The sequence below is a fragment of the Streptomyces xylophagus genome, from assembly GCF_000716435.1.
GTDB lineage: Bacteria > Actinomycetota > Actinomycetes > Streptomycetales > Streptomycetaceae > Streptomyces > Streptomyces xylophagus.
In genome coordinates, this window is sequence record NZ_JNWO01000032.1 from 12284 (window position 1) to 30145 (window position 17862).

Annotated in this window: 17 protein-coding genes and 1 tRNA gene; 10 read left to right on the forward strand and 8 right to left on the reverse strand. The window is 70.4% G+C overall.

Annotated features, from left to right (window positions below; translation table 11 throughout):
* Positions 1 to 62: 62 nt before the first annotated feature.
* From mscL to OO70_RS43340, 6 genes are all read right to left on the reverse strand, one after another.
* On the reverse strand, positions 63 to 524 hold the full coding sequence (gene mscL / locus OO70_RS43320; RefSeq protein ID WP_043684706.1) for a large conductance mechanosensitive channel protein MscL: 462 nt from the start codon (positions 522 to 524) through the stop codon (positions 63 to 65).
* Positions 525 to 683: 159 nt separating this feature from the next.
* Complete coding sequence (locus OO70_RS43325; RefSeq protein ID WP_043684709.1) at positions 684 to 1256, reverse strand: hypothetical protein; 573 nt, start codon at positions 1254 to 1256, stop codon at positions 684 to 686.
* A gap of 155 nt (positions 1257 to 1411) precedes the next feature.
* Positions 1412 to 2245 carry an S-methyl-5'-thioadenosine phosphorylase gene (locus OO70_RS43330; RefSeq protein WP_043684712.1) on the reverse strand — a complete coding sequence of 278 codons (834 nt, stop codon included), beginning with the start codon at positions 2243 to 2245 and terminating at the stop codon, positions 1412 to 1414.
* A gap of 123 nt (positions 2246 to 2368) precedes the next feature.
* Positions 2369 to 2695: an FmdB family zinc ribbon protein gene (locus OO70_RS53180; RefSeq protein WP_078651787.1), complete on the reverse strand. Its 327-nt coding sequence runs from the start codon at positions 2693 to 2695 to the stop codon at positions 2369 to 2371.
* A 69-nt stretch (positions 2696 to 2764) separates the two neighbouring features.
* Positions 2765 to 4030 carry an MFS transporter gene (locus OO70_RS43335; RefSeq protein ID WP_043684715.1) on the reverse strand — a complete coding sequence of 422 codons (1266 nt, stop codon included), beginning with the start codon at positions 4028 to 4030 and terminating at the stop codon, positions 2765 to 2767.
* 271 nt (positions 4031 to 4301) lie between these two features.
* Positions 4302 to 5882 carry a potassium/proton antiporter gene (locus OO70_RS43340; RefSeq protein WP_043684718.1) on the reverse strand — a complete coding sequence of 527 codons (1581 nt, stop codon included), beginning with the start codon at positions 5880 to 5882 and terminating at the stop codon, positions 4302 to 4304.
* Between the two features lie 194 nt (positions 5883 to 6076).
* Between OO70_RS43340 and OO70_RS43345 the strand changes: the two genes are divergently transcribed.
* On the forward strand, positions 6077 to 8821 hold the full coding sequence (locus tag OO70_RS43345; protein ID WP_199827516.1) for a penicillin acylase family protein: 2745 nt from the start codon (positions 6077 to 6079) through the stop codon (positions 8819 to 8821).
* Positions 8822 to 8893: 72 nt separating this feature from the next.
* Here OO70_RS43345 and OO70_RS43350 read toward each other — a convergent pair whose 3' ends face one another.
* Positions 8894 to 9469, reverse strand: coding sequence for a 5-formyltetrahydrofolate cyclo-ligase (locus OO70_RS43350; RefSeq protein ID WP_078651788.1), 576 nt, complete (start codon positions 9467 to 9469; stop codon positions 8894 to 8896).
* Between the two features lie 132 nt (positions 9470 to 9601).
* Here OO70_RS43350 and galU point away from each other — a divergent pair, with 132 nt between their 5' ends.
* The 9 genes from galU (at position 9602) to OO70_RS43395 (ending at position 17358) form a co-directional block, all read left to right on the forward strand.
* Positions 9602 to 10513, forward strand: coding sequence for a UTP--glucose-1-phosphate uridylyltransferase GalU (gene galU / locus OO70_RS43355; protein ID WP_043684724.1), 912 nt, complete (start codon positions 9602 to 9604; stop codon positions 10511 to 10513).
* Positions 10510 to 11832, forward strand: coding sequence for a molybdotransferase-like divisome protein Glp (glp, locus tag OO70_RS43360; RefSeq protein WP_043684727.1), 1323 nt, complete (start codon positions 10510 to 10512; stop codon positions 11830 to 11832). The genes galU and glp overlap by 4 nt, the downstream gene beginning before the upstream one ends.
* A 62-nt stretch (positions 11833 to 11894) precedes the next feature.
* The gene (gene moaC / locus OO70_RS43365; protein ID WP_051742171.1) at positions 11895 to 12407 is read left to right on the forward strand and encodes a cyclic pyranopterin monophosphate synthase MoaC; all 513 of its coding nucleotides are present in this window, start codon (positions 11895 to 11897) and stop codon (positions 12405 to 12407) included.
* Positions 12404 to 12946: a MogA/MoaB family molybdenum cofactor biosynthesis protein gene (locus OO70_RS43370; protein WP_051742173.1), complete on the forward strand. Its 543-nt coding sequence runs from the start codon at positions 12404 to 12406 to the stop codon at positions 12944 to 12946. Before moaC ends, OO70_RS43370 begins: the two co-directional genes overlap by 4 nt.
* 20 nt (positions 12947 to 12966) lie before the next feature.
* Positions 12967 to 13581, forward strand: a complete 615-nt coding sequence (locus OO70_RS43375) for a GNAT family N-acetyltransferase (protein ID WP_043684730.1) — start codon at positions 12967 to 12969, stop codon at positions 13579 to 13581.
* Between the two features lie 208 nt (positions 13582 to 13789).
* The gene (gene sepX, locus OO70_RS43380) at positions 13790 to 15097 is read left to right on the forward strand and encodes a divisome protein SepX/GlpR (protein ID WP_043684733.1); all 1308 of its coding nucleotides are present in this window, start codon (positions 13790 to 13792) and stop codon (positions 15095 to 15097) included.
* Between the two features lie 61 nt (positions 15098 to 15158).
* Positions 15159 to 15232, forward strand: a tRNA-Ala gene (locus tag OO70_RS43385).
* A 141-nt stretch (positions 15233 to 15373) separates the two neighbouring features.
* The gene (locus OO70_RS43390; RefSeq protein WP_106971875.1) at positions 15374 to 16687 is read left to right on the forward strand and encodes a sensor histidine kinase; all 1314 of its coding nucleotides are present in this window, start codon (positions 15374 to 15376) and stop codon (positions 16685 to 16687) included.
* Positions 16687 to 17358, forward strand: coding sequence for a response regulator transcription factor (locus tag OO70_RS43395; RefSeq protein WP_043684736.1), 672 nt, complete (start codon positions 16687 to 16689; stop codon positions 17356 to 17358). Before OO70_RS43390 ends, OO70_RS43395 begins: the two co-directional genes overlap by 1 nt.
* Before the next feature lie 22 nt (positions 17359 to 17380).
* Here the strand turns inward: OO70_RS43395 and OO70_RS43400 are convergent, their stop codons facing one another.
* A complete protein-coding gene (locus OO70_RS43400; protein WP_043684739.1) occupies positions 17381 to 17857 on the reverse strand; it encodes a GNAT family N-acetyltransferase in 477 nt (158 codons plus the stop codon).
* Positions 17858 to 17862: the final 5 nt, after the last annotated feature.

Below are 17862 nucleotides of genomic sequence, written 5' to 3' on the forward strand. Positions count from 1 at the left end.
TTCGGCCGCCACGGCCGGGCCTTCGGCGACGCCTGTGCCGTCGGCCGCGTACGACCCCTGCGCTACGGCTCCCGGTGCCCGTCCCCCCGCTGCGCGACCAGCGCGTCGCGGATCTCCTTGAGCACCTCCAGCTCGGTGATCTCGATGACCTCGTGCGTGCCCTCCTTGGCCTTGCGCTGGGCCTCCGCCCGGGCCAGGTACTTCGACATCGGCAGAACCATCAGGAAGTAGACCACCGCCGCCGTGGTCACGAAGCTGAGGGCGGCTCCCAGCACAGAGCCCCACATCAGCTGGATGCCCTTGTCGCCCGAGCAGGTGCTGCTCAGACACGAGCTGTAGGTGTCCAGGTTCTGTGTGCCGATCGCGCCGACCAGCGGGTTGATGAGCCCCTTCACCACCGAGTTGACGATGTTCGTGAAGGCGGCGCCGATGACGACCGCGACTGCCAGATCGACGACGTTCCCGCGTGTCAGGAAGGCCTTGAAGCCCTGCCAGACGCCCGGTTCCTTCTTGTTCTCGCTCAACTCGGAGCCTCTTCTCGCACGCGCACGGTGTGGAACGAACAGCTCCGCAACCTACGTCAGCGCCCGGCCATCCTGTCCAATTCAGTAGCTCGAACGAGGGACTTGACACGAATTCGCACAGGCGACGGAAGGCGCGACTCACGATACGGAGAGCACGGCTCAACACATCGTCACCGCCAGCCGTGCCGTAGTGCTCGCGCCGGCCAGCCGCGCCGCCGTGGCGCGCGGCACCGAGAGCACCACCAACGCCCCGCCACCGTCCGCCTCTTCGAGCGGCTCGGGCACCTTCGTCACCCGCGCCCCGCGCGCGACCACCCAGGCGTCGCCACCCGCCGCGGACTCCTCGGCGGCGATCACATCGACCCGGTCGCCGGACCGCAGCAGCCGGACCGTGCCGGCGTCGGCGATCCGCACCGGCGCCGACACCCACTCCACCGCCCGGCGGTGCCGTACCTGATCGGCCACCGGGTGCCCGCGGGGCCGCTCGTTGTGCCGCGCCTCCACCGCTTCACGCGGGCCCGCCGCCACGAGGGCGGCCGCGGTCACCGCGAGCCCGGCAGCCACGGCCCGCCTGCGGTGCCGTAGCAGCCTGCGCAGGCGATACCACCCGCCGCGCACCCGCACGGGCGCGAAGTGCGGCACCTCGCACGTGGCCGGAGCGTCGGTGCCCAATGGGCGTGGAAAGGAATCGGTGCTCAACGGGCTGGGGAAGGACGGAGGGGAGAGGGACATGGGACCACCACCTGCGACGAGGGATCGGTTTGCGGTCCCACGATGCGGCAATCCGCCGAGGCCTGCCGGAGCCCGTGTGCTACCGGCCGGTTGTGGACAACTCCCTCACCCGAACGGGAAGTTCCACAGCCCGGAAGCCCCCGAAGTCCCCACCACTACGGCAGCTCGAACCCCGGATCCATCCCGCCGAGCGCGTTCACGCACAGGCAGTCCCGCGCCCCGCTCTCCGGCAGCGCGGCCACCGCGTCGAACAGCACGCCCCGCAGCCGGTCCACGTTGGCCGCGAACACCCGCAGCACCTCGTCGTGGGAGACGCCCTCGCCGGTCTCGGCGCCCGCGTCGAGGTCGGTGACCAGGGTCAACGAGGAGTAGCAGAGCTCCAGTTCACGGGCGAGCGACGCCTCGGGGTGCCCGGTCATGCCGACCACCGACCAGCCCTGAGCCTGGTGCCACAACGACTCGGCGCGGGTCGAGAAGCGCGGCCCCTCGACCACCACGAGCGTGCCGCCGTCCACCGCCTCCCAGTCCTGCCCGCGCGCCGCCTTCAACGCGGCCGCCCGGCCGGTCGGGCAGTAGGGGTCGGCCAGGGACACGTGCACCACGTTCGGCACCGCGCCGTCGGGCAGCGGCAGCCCGTCGAAGTACGTGCCCGCGCGGGACTTCGTACGGTCCACCAGTTGATCCGGCACCAGCAGGGTGCCCGGCCCGTACTCGGGGCGCAGCCCGCCCACCGCGCACGGACCGAGGACCTGGCGCACCCCGACGGAGCGCAACGCCCAGAGGTTGGCCCGGTAGTTGATGCGGTGCGGCGGCAGATGGTGGCCGCGCCCGTGCCGGGGCAGGAAGGCGACCCGCCGGCCGGCGATCTCGCCGAGGAAGAGGGAGTCGCTGGGTGGTCCGTAGGGGGTGTCCACCTGGATCTCGGTCACGTCGTCGAGGAACGAGTAGAAGCCGGAGCCACCGATTACGCCGATCTCTGCGTTCGCCATGACCCGCACACTAGCGGCCGTCGAAAGGGCTCAGGGGCCGGCTCCGCAAAGGCTCAGGAACCGGCTCCGGAAACGCCGAGGACCCTGTCGTCGTACGACGACAGGGTCCCGCGGAAAAGAGTCCTACGCGGCGGAGCTGTTGCTGGACGAGGAGCCCGAGCTCGACGACTTCGACTTCGAGTCCGAGGACGAAGAAGTGGTCGACGGGGTGGTCGGCTTCGAGTCCGAGGACGTCGACGGCTTCGCGGTGGCCGGCGAGCTGCTCGAAGAGGAGCCGCGGCTGTCGTTCCGGTAGAAGCCGGAGCCCTTGAAGACAATGCCGACCGCGGAGAACACCTTCTTCAGGCGGCCACCGCAATTGGGGCACTCGGTCAGGGCGTCATCGGTGAACTTCTGCACCGCCTCAAGGCCCTCGCCGCACTCGGTGCACTGATACTGGTAGGTCGGCACTGTGTCTTCCTCCTGGCACTCTCACTCAATGAGTGCTAACGAGCGTCCATAGTGACGTATTCCCGGGGATCAGTCCACTGCCACCGGCACGCGGTGACCGACGCCACGTGCCACGGTGCGGCTGTGGGGCCGGGTCGCGAGGCGTGACCGCAGGACCACCAGGGTCCCCAGGGCGAGCACCGTACCGGCCATCGGCACCAGGAAACCGGCGCCGCCCCACAGGCGGTCCTCCAGCTGTCCGGCGACCGTGACGGCGGCGGCCTGGCCGAGGGCGACCGCGCCGGTCAGCCAGGTGAAGGCCTCGGTGCGGGCGCCGGCCGGGACGAGCCCCTCGACCAGGGTGTAGCCGGTGATCAGGGCGGGCGCGATGCACATGCCGACCAGGAGACCGAGGGCGGCCAGGAGCAGCACCGAGTGGGCGGTCCACAGGGCGGACGCGGTCAGCGCGAGGGCGGCGTAGCCGACGAGGAGGCGGCGCTGCGGGGCGACCTTCCAGGCGACGGCACCGCAGACGAGGCCGGAGAGCATGTTGCCGGCGGCGAAGGTGCCGTACAGGACGCCGTTCAGGCCGGGTTCGCCGATCGACTCGGTGAAGGAGGCAAGGGAGACCTGCATCCCGCCGAAGACGGAACCGATGCCCAGGAAGGTCACGATCAGTACGCGCACTCCGGGGATGCTCAGTGCGGAAACGCGCTCCACGCGTGCGTGCCCGATGAGGGCCGCCACCGTGGGCTGGGTGCTCTTCTGGGCGGCGAACAGCAGGCCGCCGATCAGCGTGAGCGCCGCCTCCGTGACCAGGCCCGCGGCCGGGTTCACGGCGGTGCACAGGGCGGTCGCCAGGAGCGGCCCGAAGACGAAGGTCAGTTCGTCCGTGACGGACTCGAAGGCGGCGGCGGTGCTCAGCAGCGGGGAGTCCTGGAGCTTCACGCCCCAGCGGGCGCGCACCATGGGCCCGATCTGCGGCACCGAGGCGCCGGTCGGCACGGCCGCCACGAACAGCGCCCACAGAGGCGCGTGTCCGAGCGCGAGCGCTGTGAACGTCAGCCCCGACAGGGTGTGCACCAGGACGCCGGGGAGCAGGACGGTCCGCTGTCCGTAGCGGTCGGCCAGGCGCCCGCTGTAGGGCGCGAACAGGGCCATGGAGACGCCGGTGACGGCCGCTGCGGCGCCCGCCGCGCCGTAGGAGCCGGTGGTGTGCTGCACCAGCAGCACGATGGAGATGGTGAGCATCGCGAACGGCTGGCGTGCCGCGAAGCCGGGGAGCAGGAACGTCCAGGCGCCGCGCGTGCGCAGCAGCTGCCCGTATCCGGGGCGGGAGGTGACCGTGGATGCCACGGCCCGTGCCTTTCTGCCACCTGGTAGCGCGCCCCGTGCGGGGGGAGCCGAGCACTGTCCTCTTGCGCGGAACTGCGGTAGATACCGGTGCCCACTGCGGAGAGGGATTCGGCCGCCATACGGTCGCGCCAGCACTGCGTCAGGCAGAGTTGGTTCGATCAGAATGTGCCTTCATCGTACAGGGGATCAAGCATGGTGAGCCTGTGAAAATGGGCACCACGCGCGCGTTCACCTGTGATTGGTGAACATGTGAACCGTACGAAACATGCCCTTAACGACCGGCGCCCGCGCCGTCCGTGCCCAGCCACCCCGCCAGCTTGCCGCCGTGGCCCACCGCCCGCAGCCGCTGCTCGGCCGCGTCCCGGACGGGATCCGTCGCGACGACCAGGAGTTCGTCACCGCGCCGCAGGACCGTCGTGGGCATCGGAACAAACGATTTTCCGTCGCGTACGACGAGGGTGACCGCGGCCCCGGCGGGCAGTCTCAGCTCGTTGACCTCGACGCCGTGCATCTTCGACTCCCCGGGGATCGCGACGGACAGCAGATGCCCGCGCAGCCGCTCCAGGGGCGCCGATTCGATGCCGAGGTCGGCGGCCTCCGCCCCCTCGCCGAGCTTCAGCTTGCGCGCCAGCCAGGGGAGTGTCGGCCCCTGGACGAGGGTGTAGACGACGACCAGGACGAAGACGATGTTGAAGATGCGGCGGCTGCCGGTGACGCCGTTCACCATGGGGATGGTCGCCAGGATGATGGGCACGGCGCCGCGCAGCCCGGCCCAGGACATGAGGGTCTGCTCCTGCCACGGCACCCGGAACGGCGTGAGGCTGAGCACCACGCTGAGCGGCCGAGCCACCATCGTCAGCACCAGGCCGATGATCAGCGCGGGCCAGACGTCGTCACCCAGTTCGTGCGGGGTGACCAGCAGGCCGAGCAGGACGAACATGCCGATCTGGGCGATCCAGCCGAGCCCGTCGGCGAAGCCGCGCGTCGCGGGCCAGTGGGGCAGCTTGGCGTTGCCGAGCACCATCGCGGCGAGATAGACCGCGAGGAAGCCGCTGCCGTGCGCCAGGGCGCCCGCGGCGTACGCGGTGACCGCTATCGCCAGCACGGCGATGGGGTAGAGGCCGGAGGCGGGCAGCGCCACGTGCCGCAGCCCCCAGGAGCCGAGCCAGCCCACCGCGAGGCCGATGGCCGCGCCGATGGCCAGCTCCAGGGCTATCTCGCCCACCAGCGCGTACCAGTGGTCGACGGGGCCCGCCGTGGAGAAGGCGACGACCAGGATGACCACCGGGGCGTCGTTGAAGCCGGACTCGGCCTCCAATGTGCCCGTCACGCGCGCGGGGAGGGGTATGCGGCGCAGCACGGAGAACACCGCCGCCGCGTCCGTCGAGGACACCACCGCGCCGATGATGAACGCCTGCCGCCACTCCAGGCCGACCAGGTAGTGCGCGCCCGCGGCCGTGATGCCGACGCTCACCGCCACCCCCACCAGGGCCAGCGTGGCGGCGGACGACAGGACCGGCCTGACCTCCTTCCACTTCGTGCCGAGGCCGCCCTCGGCCAGGATCACGACCAGGGCCGCGTACCCGATGACCTGGGTCAGCTCGGCGTTGTTGAAGTGGATGTCGCCGATGCCGTCCTGGCCCATGGCGATGCCGATCCCCAGGTACACGAGCAGGCTGGGGAGCCCGCTGCGCGAGGAGATCCGGACCGCCGCGACGGCGACGAGCAGGACGAGCGAGCAGACGAGCAGAAGCTGGTCGAGGTGGTGGACAGTCAGTGGCCTTCCCTTCCTCGGCCGCCGCGCGTCTCGGGCGGCAGCACATGTACAGGGGACGCGAGGCTGCGGCGCCATGCATCCAAGTACTTCGTTACCTTACCTAACTCTTGACGCTTTCTTGACACTTCGCGAGGCAAGATCGAACGCCCGTCCGTGCCGGTACCCGACACCGCGTCAAGTCGCTCGAAGCCCTGCGCCTATGGTTGCTCCAGCGCTCAGTCAAAAGCACAGCCCGCCCTGCCGCTCGCGTTAGGACAGCAAGGACAGCGATGCCCCCCAACACCACCGCCTCATCGGGTCATAAGCCCGGCAAGTCCGGCAGGAAAAAGGGGCGCAAAGCCCGTCTATTGGTTCTCGTCCTGGTCATGGCCATCATCGGGGGCATCGCCTACGGCGCGTACTGGTCCGTCAGCACGGTCCGCGCCTCGCTTCCGCAGACCACCGGCTCGATCACGCTCGACGGCCTCTCCGGACCCGTCGACGTCAAGCGTGACAGCTACGGCATCCCGCAGATCTACGCGTCCTCCGACGCGGACCTGTTCATGGCACAGGGCTACGTCCAGGCGCAGGACCGGTTCTACGAGATGGACGTGCGCCGGCACATGACCGCCGGACGGCTGTCCGAGATGTTCGGCAAGACGTCGGTCAAGGACGACGAGTTCCTGCGCACCCTGGGCTGGGACCGGGTCGCGAAGGAGGAGTACGACACCAAGCTGTCGGCCTCCACGAAGAAGTACCTCCAGGCCTACGCCAAGGGGGTCAACGCCTACCTCCAGGGCAAGGACGGGAAAGACATCTCCCTGGAGTACGCGGCTCTCGGTTTCGAGAACGACTACAAGCCCGAGAAGTGGACCCCGGTCGACTCGGTCGCGTGGCTCAAGGCGATGGCCTGGGACCTGCGGGGCAACATGAAGGACGAGATCGACCGCGCCCTGATGACCAGCCGCCTCGGCCCCCAGCAGATCGCGGACCTGTACCCGGACTATCCGTACAGCCGCAACCAGCCGATCGTCACCGAGGGCGAGTACGACGACTACACCAAGACGTTCGACGGCGGCGACAGCTCGTCCACGAGCGGCACGACGGGCTCCTCGTCGTCCTCGTCGGGTTCGGCCCTCACGAGCCAGCTCGCGGGCCTCTCGGACGCCCTGGACGACCTCCCGACGGCCGTCGGCGTGAACGGCCAGGGCATCGGCTCCAACTCCTGGGTCGTCGCCGGGAAGTACACCATCACCGGCAAGCCCCTCCTGGCCAACGACCCGCACCTGGAAGCCTCGCTGCCGTCCGTCTGGTACCAGATGGGCCTGCACTGCCGCACGGTCTCCAGCAAGTGCCAGTACGACGTCACCGGCTACACCTTCGCGGGCATGCCCGGCGTCGTCATCGGTCACAACCAGAACATCGCCTGGGGCATGACCAACTCCGGTGTCGACGTCACCGACCTCTACCTGGAGAAGCTCTCCGGCGACGGCTACGAGTACGACGGCAAGACGAAGCCCTTCACGACCCGCGAGGAGACCATCAAGGTCGCCGGCGGCACGTCGAAGAAGATCGTCGTCCGGCAGACCAGCGACGGAATGCCCCTGCTGTCCGACCGCAGCGACGAACTCGTGAAGGTCGGCAAGAAGGCCGCCGTCGACACGGCGGCACCCGACAGAGGCGACGGCTACGGCATCGCCCTGCGCTGGACCGCCGAGGACCCGGGCACCACCATGGACGCCGTCTTCGCCATCGACAAGGCGTCCGACTGGAGCGAGTTCCGCGCGGCCTCCGCCAAGTTCGACGTGCCCTCGCAGAACCTCGTCTACGCCGACACCGAGAACAACATCGGCTACACGCTGCCCGGCAAGATCCCCACGCGCGGGAAGGGCGACGGCTCGCTGCCGGTGCCCGGCTGGGACTCCAAGTACGCCTGGACCGGCTACATCCCGCAGGCCGCGCTGCCGTACGAGTACAACCCGAAGCGCGGCTACATCGTCACCGCCAACCAGGCGGTGATCGACAAGGACAAGTACCCGTACACGCTCACCACGGACTGGGGCTACGGCACCCGCAGCCAGCGCATCACCGATCTGATCCAGTCGAAGATCGACGGCGGCGGCAAGATCTCCACCGACGACATGCGGCAGATGCAGCTCGACGACAGCAGCGAGATCGCCAAGCTGCTCGTGCCCAAGCTGCTGAAGATCGACGAGCCCGACCCGGACGTGCGCGAGGCGCAGAAGCTCCTCGAGGGCTGGGACTACACCCAGGACGCCGATTCGGCGGCGGCCGCCTACTTCAACTCGGTGTGGCGCAACATCCTCAAGCTCGCCTTCGGCAACAAGCTGCCCAAGGAGCTGCGGGTCAAGGGCCAGTGCCTGTTCGTCTCGCCGGTCGACACCACCGGTCCCGCCGACCAGGACAATCAGAAGGTGCGCGAGTGCGGCGAGCGTGATGCCGACGAGGCCCAACCGGACGGCGGCGACCGCTGGTTCGAGGTCGTCCGCAAGCTCATGGACGACCCGAACAGCGACTGGTGGAAGACCCCCGCCTCGGGCACCCGCCCGGCGGCGAGCAACATGAACCAGCTGTTCAAGCGCGCCATGATCGACGCCCGCTGGGAGCTGACCGCCAAGCTCGGCAAGGACATCGACACCTGGAGCTGGGGCCGGCTGCACCGCCTGTTCCTGAAGAACCAGACCCTGGGCACCGAGGGCCCCGCCATCGTCCAGTACGTCCTCAACCGCGGCCCCTGGAAGCTCAGCGGCGGCGAGGCCACGGTCAACGCGACCGGCTGGAACGCGGCCGGCGGCTACGGAGTCGTGTGGGTGCCGTCGATGCGCATGGTGGTCAACCTCGACGACTTCGACAAGTCCAAGTGGATCAACCTCACCGGAGCCTCCGGACACGCCTACAGCGCGCACTACACCGACCAGACCAGCAAGTGGGTCAACGGTGAGCTGCTGTCCTGGTCGTTCTCGTCCAAGGCGGTCGACGGCAGCACGAGTGACACCCTGGTGCTGAAACCGTGAATCGTTGAACAACCGAACAAGTGAAATGGCCCTCCACACACGCGTGGAGGGCCATTTCACTTGTTCAACGATTCACGGGAATCTCCGCACACCGCTCGGCGTCACCACCGCCCGCACCGGCCGGTCGTGTGCCTCCGAAGGGACATGCTCGACGACCTCGGAGTCGTACAGCAGCACCACCAGCGCGGGATGCGCGCCCGCCCGCTCCAGCCGCGCCAGCACACGGTCGTAGGACCCTCCGCCGCGCCCCAGGCGCATCCCGCGCCCGTCGACCGCCAGACCGGGCAGCAGGACGACGTCGGCGGCGGTCACGGTGTCAGGGCCGAGCCGCTTCCCGGAGGGCTCGAACAGGGCCATCTTTCCGCCGTGTTGGACCCGCGCGAGAGAGCGCTCGCCGTCGTAGGCGCCCCAGTCCAGGTCGTTGTCCGGGAGCAGCACGGGGAGCAGGACGTCGACGTCCCGCGCGCGCAGGGCGTCCAGGAGCGCGAGCGTTCCGGGTTCGCTCCCGACGGAGACGTACGCCGCGACCGTGCGCGCGTGCGCCAACTCGGGCAGCTCCAGCGCGCGATCGGCCAGCGCGACGGCGGCCGCCCGCACGTCATCGGCCGTCAACCTGTTCCTCACCGTGAGGAACTCTCGTCGCAACATTCGCTTGTCAGGCTCGGGTTCACGTCCTGGGTGACGCACGGGTCCCATCCGTATCCTTCCCAATGTGCTCATATGAGAGCGTTTTAACCGGAGCCACAGATTCAGCACAAAGGCACCGGATAAGGTTCGGGCATGACTCAGTCGCACCCCAGGATCAGCAAGGCTGTCATCCCCGCAGCCGGTCTCGGCACCCGGTTCCTGCCGGCCACGAAAGCAACTCCCAAGGAGATGCTCCCGGTCGTGGACAAGCCCGCGATCCAGTACGTGGTCGAAGAGGCCGTGTCGGCGGGGCTCGACGACGTCCTCATGATCACCGGACGCAACAAGCGCCCCCTCGAGGACCACTTCGACCGCAACTACGAACTCGAATCCGCCCTCCAGAAGAAGGGCGACGCGAGCCGACTGGCCAAGGTCCAGGAGTCCAGCGACCTCGCCACCATGCACTACGTCCGCCAGGGCGACCCCAAGGGCCTCGGTCACGCCGTCCTGTGCGCGGCCCCGCACGTCGGCCACGAGCCCTTCGCCGTCCTCCTCGGCGACGACCTGATCGACCCCCGTGACCCCCTCCTCGCGCGCATGGTCGAGGTCCAGGAGCAGCACGGCGGCAGCGTCATCGCGCTCATGGAGGTCGAGCCCGAGCAGATCCACCTCTACGGCTCCGCGGCCGTCGAGGTCACCGCGGACGACGACGTCGTCAAGGTCACCGGCCTGGTCGAGAAGCCGGACGCCGCCGACGCCCCGTCGAACTACGCGATCATCGGCCGCTACGTCCTCGACCCCCACATCTTCGACATACTGCGCAAGACCGAGCCCGGCCGCGGCGGCGAGATCCAACTCACCGACGCCCTCCAGCAACTCGCCACGGACGAGAAGATCGGCGGCCCCGTGCACGGCGTCGTCTTCAAGGGCCGCCGCTATGACACCGGCGACCGGGGCGACTATCTGCGTGCCATTGTCAGACTCGCGTGCGAACGTGAAGACCTGGGCCCGGACTTCCGCGCCTGGCTTCGCAGTTACGTAGCCGAGGAGATGCAGCAACGTTGAGCACCGCCGCGACCCGCACCGCAGGACCGGACCACCTCTGGTCGGTGGACGAGCACCTCGATGACATCCTCGCGACCGTCCGCCCCCTGGAGCCCATCGAGCTGCAACTGCTCGACGCCCAGGGCTGCGTCCTGGTCGAGGACATCACGGTGCCGGTCTCGCTCCCGCCCTTCGACAACAGCTCGATGGACGGGTACGCGGTGCGGGTCACGGACGTCGCGGGCGCCAGCGAGGAGTTCCCGGCCGTCCTGACGGTGATCGGCGACGTCGCGGCCGGCCAGGCCGAGCCGCTCCACGTGGGTCCCGGCGAGACCGCCCGCATCATGACCGGCGCCCCGCTCCCGCCCGGCGCCGAGGCCGTCGTCCCCGTGGAGTGGACCGACGGAGGCCTCGGCGGCGGCCCGGTCACCGGCATGCGCGCCCGCAGCCAGGCCCCCGAGGCGGCCGGCGGGCACGTGCACGTGTACCGCTCGGCGGAGGCACGCGCGCACGTACGCGCGAAGGGCAGCGACGTGAAGGCGGGCGACCGCGCCCTGGACGCCGGCACGATCCTCGGCCCGCCGCAGATCGCCCTGCTCGCCGCGATCGGCCGCGGCACGGTCCGCGTGCGCCCACGCCCGCGCGTGGTCGTCATGTCCACCGGCAGCGAACTGGTCCAGCCCGACGAGCAGTTGGGCGACGGCCAGATCTACGACTCCAACAGCTTCGCCCTCACTGCCGCCGCCCGCGACGCCGGCGCCATCGCCTACCGGGTCGGCGCCGTCGCCGACGACGCCGAGACCCTCCGCGACACCATTGAGGACCAGCTCGTCCGCGCCGACCTCCTGGTCACCACCGGCGGCGTGAGTGTCGGGGCGTACGACGTCGTCAAGGAAGCCCTGTCCTCCGTGGGCGACGAGGACGAGGAGGGCGCCGGGATCGACTTCCGCAAGCTCGCCATGCAGCCGGGCAAACCCCAGGGCTTCGGCTCCATCGGCCCCGACCACATCCCGCTGCTCGCCCTCCCCGGCAACCCGGTGTCGTCGTACGTCTCCTTCGAGTTGTTCGTCCGCCCCGCGATCCGCGCCCTGATGGGCCTGGACGACGTCCACCGCCCGACGGTCCGGGCCACCCTCACCACGGACAGGGCGCTGGCCTCGCCGAAGGGCCGCAGACAGTTCCTGCGCGGGACGTACGCCGACGGCAAGGTGACCCCTGTGGGCGGCGCCGGATCGCACCTGGTCGCGGCCCTCGCGCTCGCCGACGCGCTGATCGTGGTCCCCGAGGACGTCGAGTCCGTCGAGCCCGGCACCGAGGTCCAGGTGGTCCTGCTCGGCTGAGCACTCCAAGTTGGCGGTACCGTGTCGCGCACAACACGCCCGGACCGGGAGCGCCACACAGCATGACTGAGCCTTTCCGGGGGGAAACCCCCGGACCCCCTGCGCAAGACCGACTCACGCACATCGACGACGCGGGCGCCGCCCGGATGGTCGACGTGTCCGGCAAGGACGTGACCGCGCGCACCGCCACCGCCAGCGGACGCGTCCTCGTCTCGCCCCGCGTGGTCGAGCTGCTGCGGGGTGAAGGCGTCCCCAAGGGCGACGCCCTGGCCACCGCGCGTATCGCGGGGATCATGGGCGCCAAACGCACCCCGGACCTGATCCCGCTCTGCCACCCGTTGTCGGTGTCGGGTGTGAAACTGGATCTGTCGGTCGCGGACGACTCCGTACGGATCCGGGCCACCGTGAAGACGACGGACCGCACGGGCGTCGAGATGGAGGCGCTCACCGCGGTCTCCGTCGCCGCGCTCACCGTGATCGACATGGTCAAGGCGGTCGACAAGGGAGCGGTCATCACGGACGTGCGCGTGGAGGAGAAGACGGGCGGCAAGTCGGGCGACTGGAGCCGGACATGACGCCCGACGATACGGCCGGCGGCGTGCCGCCCGCGCCGTACCGCGCGCTGGTGGTCACCGCCTCCAACCGGGCGGCCACCGGGGTCTACGAGGACAGGGGTGGCCCGTTGATCGCCGCCGGCCTCAAGGGCTTCGGCTTCGCGGTCGAGGGACCGCAAGTGGTCCCCGACGGCGACCCGGTCGAGGCCGCCCTGCGGGCCGCCGTAGCAGCCGGTTACGACGCCGTCGTCACCACCGGCGGCACCGGCGTCTCGCCCACCGACCGCACCCCCGAGGCGACCCGCGCGGTGATCGACTACGAAGTGCCGGGCATCGCCGAGGCCATCCGGGCCTTCGGCCGGGAGAAGGTGCCGACCGCGGCTCTTTCCCGGGGCCTGGCCGGAGTCGCCGCGCGTACTCTGATCGTCAACCTGCCGGGTTCCACCGGCGGGGTGAAGGACGGCCTCGCCGTCCTGGAACCCCTGCTGGCGCACGCCGTCGACCAGATCCGAGGCGGCGATCACCCCAGACCCGCCGACACCAGTGGGGGTGCGAGCTGAACAGCCCATCCTGGCCCGCCGTGCTGGCGGACGGCGACATCGTCCTGAGGCCGATAAAACTCCGCGACCAGCGGCCCTGGCGCGAGGTCAACCGACGCAACCGGGACTGGCTGCGCCCCTGGGAGGCGACGATTCCGCCGCCCACGCCCAGCGGGCCGATCGCCCACCGGCCGACCTACCGGCAGATGGTCCGGCATCTGCGCTCCGAGGCGAACTCGGGCCGGATGCTGCCGTTCGTCATCGAATACCAGGGGCGCCTGGTCGGGCAGTTGACGGTCGCCGGCATCACCTGGGGCTCGATGTGCTCGGGGCACATCGGTTACTGGGTGGACGAGTCGGTGGCCGGGCGCGGAGTGATGCCGACATCCGTGGCACTCGTCGTCGACCACTGTTTCCGTGCCGTGGGACTGCACCGCATCGAGGTCTGCATTCGCCCGGAGAACGGCCCCAGCCGTCGGGTCGTCGAGAAACTCGGATTCCGTGAGGAGGGGCTCAGGCCCCGTTATCTCCACATCGACGGCGCCTGGCGCGACCACCTCGTCTTCGCGCTCACCGCGGAAGAGGTGCCCGAGGGGCTGCTGGCCCGGTGGCAGCGGGCACGCTCGCGGAGCACCCCGCACGACAATCCCGCGTAGCCCGGAGGCAGAGAAGTCCCGCAGCCCGGAAATGGAATAAGTGTTCGAAAGTGATCGACGGATGACCGTCTTGGGGCAATGAATTCGCCAACTCGGCGGCCTGTTGATCGCATCGGTCACAAAAAAAGCTCGAAATATCAGCCAGATCGTGCGACACACCGGCCCAATTGGCAGATGGCCTCACGCAAACCCCTCTACCGTGTGAGGCGTGAGCAGCAGCGGCCTCATCTACGCAGTCATTGTCGGGGCCTGGGCCGCCTACTTGGTGCCGATGTGGCTCCGTAGGCAGGACGAGCTGAACGAGGCCCGTCCGACGGAACGCTTCAGCACCGCCATCCGGCTGCTGTCCGGACGGGCGGGAATGGAGCGCCGGTACGCCAAGGACCTGCGGGCGCGCTCCGCCGAGGAGGGGGAGTCCAGCGCCGTCGTGCCGGACGTCGTCACCGACTCGGTGGACGTCCGGGCCTTCGCCATGCCCCCGGCCCGTCCCCAGGTGCACGCCCCGGTCCGTCAGCAGAGCCCGGACCGGCCGGAAATGGCACGGGAACCGGACCGGCAGGCGGCCCGCGAGTCGGCGCGCGAATCCGCGCGTGAGCCGGTTCGCGAACCGGCGCGCGACCAAGCCCGCGACCAGGCGACCAAACCGGCACCCCAACAGGCCACCGCCCAGGCGGCCAAGTCCGGCCCGGCGCCCGCGCGTTCGCGCAAGCGCGTCCCGATCCCGCGCCGCACCCCCGCCGAGGAGGCCGCCGCGGCGCGCGCCCGGCGCGTGAAGGTGCTCGCACGCCGCAGACGTACCACCGTGATGCTCTTCCTCGCCTTCACGCTCGGCGCGATCGTCGCGGCGGTCGGCGGACTGACCCTCCTGTGGGCGCCCGGCGTACCGGCGATACTGCTCAGCGGATACATCGCCTACCTGCGCTCCCAGGAACGCCGCCGCTTCGCCTACCAGATGGACCGGCGCCAGGCCGAGGTCGCCGCGCAGCGACTGCGGGAACGCCAGCCGCGCCGGCGCGCCTCCGTGGACGCCGGGATCGACGACGCCGAGGAGGGCCCGGAACCGGCGACGGACCCCGGGATGTCCGCGCTCGCCGCCGACCGCCGCGCCCTCGTCGAACAGACCGACCACGCCGAGTGGGTCGACCAGCAGCGCGAGCGGCAGCGCCGGCCGGGCCAGGGCGACAGCTGGGACCCGGTACCGGTACCGCTGCCGACGTACGTCACCGCGCCCGTCGCACCGCGCGCCACGTCCGACGTGGACCTCGGGGCACCCGACGCGTGGAGCTCGGCCCGCTCCAGTTCCGTGGCACCGGAGCAGGAGGCGCAGCCCGCCGCGCGGGACGCCCACGACGCCCGGGACGAGGACGCGGAGGACCCGTCGGACGACAAACCGGCGGCGGACGGCCGCACCGACGCCCGTCGCGCCGCCTCCGCCCGACGCGCCCGCGAGCGCGGCCGCACGCCGCTGTTCGACCAGTACGAGGACGGCGAGCGGCCCCGCGCGGCCAACGAGTGACCAGGCAAGGAACGGATTTCCAAGCACCCTGAGGGGGATGCTAGAGTTTCACTCGTTGCAAGGGCCTGTGGCGCAGTCTGGTAGCGCACCTCGTTCGCATCGAGGGGGTCTGGGGTTCAAATCCCCACAGGTCCACACAGCAACGAGATCCCGTCCGATCTTCAGATCGGGCGGGATCTTTGTGTTCGACGGCGTCTCAGGTATGGCAGGCCCTACCTTCACCCCACCCCCTGCACCCATGTCCCCGTAACCACCCCTCCTTCTACGGTGATCCGCATGCGTACCGTCTGGCAGGCCCTGGCGCGGCCCCACTTCCTCTGTTCCGTGTGGCCCTGGCGAGCCGTGCTGTATCTCGGGAGCGGGGCGGTGGCCGGGGTCCTCGTGCTGGTGGTGATGGTGGCCGGGGTGGTCGGCGGGAGTGTGCTGGCCGTCGTGCTTGTGGGGATACCGCTGCTCGTGCTCACCGCGCTCGCCGGGATACCCGTCGCCGTGGCCGAGCGGTACCGGATGCGGCTCGTCGACCGGGAGCCGGTGCCCGGGCCGCACCGGATGCCGGACGAACCGGGGTTGCGCGGCTGGCTGACGACACGGCTGCGGGAGCAGGCGACCTGGCGGGAGTTGGCGTACACCCTGTTGTTCGCGCTGGTGCTGTGGCCGCTCGACGCGCTCGCGGTCGTCCTCGGGGTCGGTGTGCCGTTGGCTCTGCTGGGGACACCCGCGCTGATGGGTGACGGTGAGGTGAAGGTGCTCAAGGTGTGGACGGTGACGAGTTGGCCGTCCGCCGTCGGGGTCGCCCTGCTCGGGCTCGTGCTGTTGGGGCCAGGGCTGTACGCCCTCGGGGTCGTGGCCGGGGTCCGGGTCGAGTCGGCTCGGCTTCTGCTGGCGGCCGGGGAACGGGACTTGGGGCGGCGGGTCGTCGAACTGGCCCGGTCCCGGGGGCGGTTGGTGGACGCCTTCGAGGCCGAGCGGCGGCGGATCGAGCGCGACCTGCACGACGGCGCCCAACAGCGGCTCGTCGCCCTCACCGTGACGCTCGGTCTGGCCCGCCTCGACGCCCCGCCCGGCCCCCTCGCCGACCAGCTCGCCAAGGCCCACGACGAGGCCGGGCGGGCACTCGCCGAGCTGCGCGAGCTGATCCACGGCATCCACCCCCAAGTACTCGTGGACTACGGCCTCGAAGCCGCCGTCGCGGACGCGGCCGACCGCAGTGCCGTGCCCGTGGATCTCGAACTGGAGCTGCCCGGGCGGCTTCCGCCGGCCGTCGAGGCCACCGCCTACTTCGTCGTCTGCGAGGCCCTCGCCAACGTCGACCGGCACAGCGGAGCCGCGCGGGCGAGGGTGCGGGGCGGACACCGGGACGGGCGGCTGGTGTTGGAGGTGCGGGACGACGGGTGCGGGGGCGCGGACGCCGGGCGGGGGAGCGGCCTGACCGGGCTCGGGGACCGATTGTCAGTGCTGGATGGGAGACTTTCCGTGTCGAGCCCGGTGGGGGGTCCGACGGTTCTGCGGGTGGACATTCCGTGCGGTGCGTGGGCCGACGGAAGCGGTTCGGGTGAGGGCGAGAAGGGCTCGGGGAGACGGGGGGACTGATGGACCGGCAGCTGGAGCGCGAGCAGGCGTTGCGCGTCGTGCTGGCCGAGGACAGTGTGCTGCTGCGGGACGGGATCGTCGCGCTGCTCACCCGGTTCGGGCACAAGGTGGTGGCCGCGGTCGGGGACGCGGACGCGCTGGTGGACGCGGTCGCCGAGCACGCGCCCGACATCGTGGTGACGGACGTGCGGATGCCGCCGGGATTCCAGGACGAGGGACTGCACGCGGCGGTCCGGCTGCGCGCGGAGCGGCCCGCGCTGCCGGTGCTCGTGCTCAGCCAGTACGTGCAGCGGACCTACGCGGCCGAGCTCCTCGACTCCGGTGACGGGACCGGCGTCGGCTATCTCCTCAAGGACCGGGTCGGCCAGGTCGAGGAGTTCGTGGACGCGCTCTGCGAGGTCGCGGCCGGGGGCACCGTCGTGGACCCGGAAGTCGTACGGCAGTTGCTGCGCCGGCGCCGGGATCCGCTGGCGCGGCTGACCCCGCGTGAGCGGGAGGTGCTCGGGCTGGTCGCGCAGGGGCGGTCCAACGGCGCGATAGCCCGCGAGCTGGTGGTCACCGAGGCCGCCGTCGGCAAGCACATAGGCAGCATCCTCGCCAAGCTGGATCTGCCGCCCGCGGACGACGTGCACCGCAGGGTGCTGGCCGTGCTCGCCTACCTGAGGAGTTGACCGCCGGGCAGGATCGAAGAGGTCACAGTGTCTTCGCGAAGCACCGGCTGTCCTGGTGGAAGCGGTAGTAGCCGAACTTCACGCAGGGCTCGTAGCCGCTGGACGTGTAGAGGGCGATGGCCTCCGGCTGCTTGGTGCCGGTCTCCAGGACCATGCGGGTACGGCCGGCCGCGCGGGCGTCGTCCTCCAAGGTGGCCAGCATGCAGCGGGCCAGGCCCAGGCCGCGCGCCTGCTCGATCACGTACATGCGCTTGAGTTCGGCGTCGCCGTCCTCGTTGCCCTCGCCGTTCGCGTCCTGGGCGCGCCAGCCGCCGGTGGCGACGGGGTCGTCGTTGTCGTCGTACGCGATCAGGTAGACGCCGTTCGGGGGGTCGAAGTCCGAGGGTTCCAGGGTCGTGGCGTCGCCGCCGTCGCCGTAGCGGACGTGATACTCCGCCTGGACCTGGTCGTTCAGCTTCACGGCGTCGGGGTGGTCGAAAGGAACGGGACGTATATTCATGCTGA

Coding starts and splice junctions, on each gene's coding strand:
- OO70_RS43325 (WP_043684709.1), bottom strand. CDS start 1,256: ATGTCCCTCTCCCCTCCGTCCTTCCCCAGCCCGTTGAGCACCGATTCC.
- OO70_RS43395 (WP_043684736.1), top strand. CDS start 16,687: ATGGACCGGCAGCTGGAGCGCGAGCAGGCGTTGCGCGTCGTGCTGGCC.
- OO70_RS43370 (WP_051742173.1), top strand. CDS start 12,404: ATGACGCCCGACGATACGGCCGGCGGCGTGCCGCCCGCGCCGTACCGC.
- OO70_RS43340 (WP_043684718.1), bottom strand. CDS start 5,882: ATGGCGCCGCAGCCTCGCGTCCCCTGTACATGTGCTGCCGCCCGAGAC.
- OO70_RS43330 (WP_043684712.1), bottom strand. CDS start 2,245: ATGGCGAACGCAGAGATCGGCGTAATCGGTGGCTCCGGCTTCTACTCG.
- galU (WP_043684724.1), top strand. CDS start 9,602: ATGACTCAGTCGCACCCCAGGATCAGCAAGGCTGTCATCCCCGCAGCC.
- OO70_RS43390 (WP_106971875.1), top strand. CDS start 15,374: ATGCGTACCGTCTGGCAGGCCCTGGCGCGGCCCCACTTCCTCTGTTCC.
- OO70_RS43400 (WP_043684739.1), bottom strand. CDS start 17,857: ATGAATATACGTCCCGTTCCTTTCGACCACCCCGACGCCGTGAAGCTG.
- OO70_RS43350 (WP_078651788.1), bottom strand. CDS start 9,469: ATGTTGCGACGAGAGTTCCTCACGGTGAGGAACAGGTTGACGGCCGAT.
- moaC (WP_051742171.1), top strand. CDS start 11,895: ATGACTGAGCCTTTCCGGGGGGAAACCCCCGGACCCCCTGCGCAAGAC.
- OO70_RS43345 (WP_199827516.1), top strand. CDS start 6,077: ATGCCCCCCAACACCACCGCCTCATCGGGTCATAAGCCCGGCAAGTCC.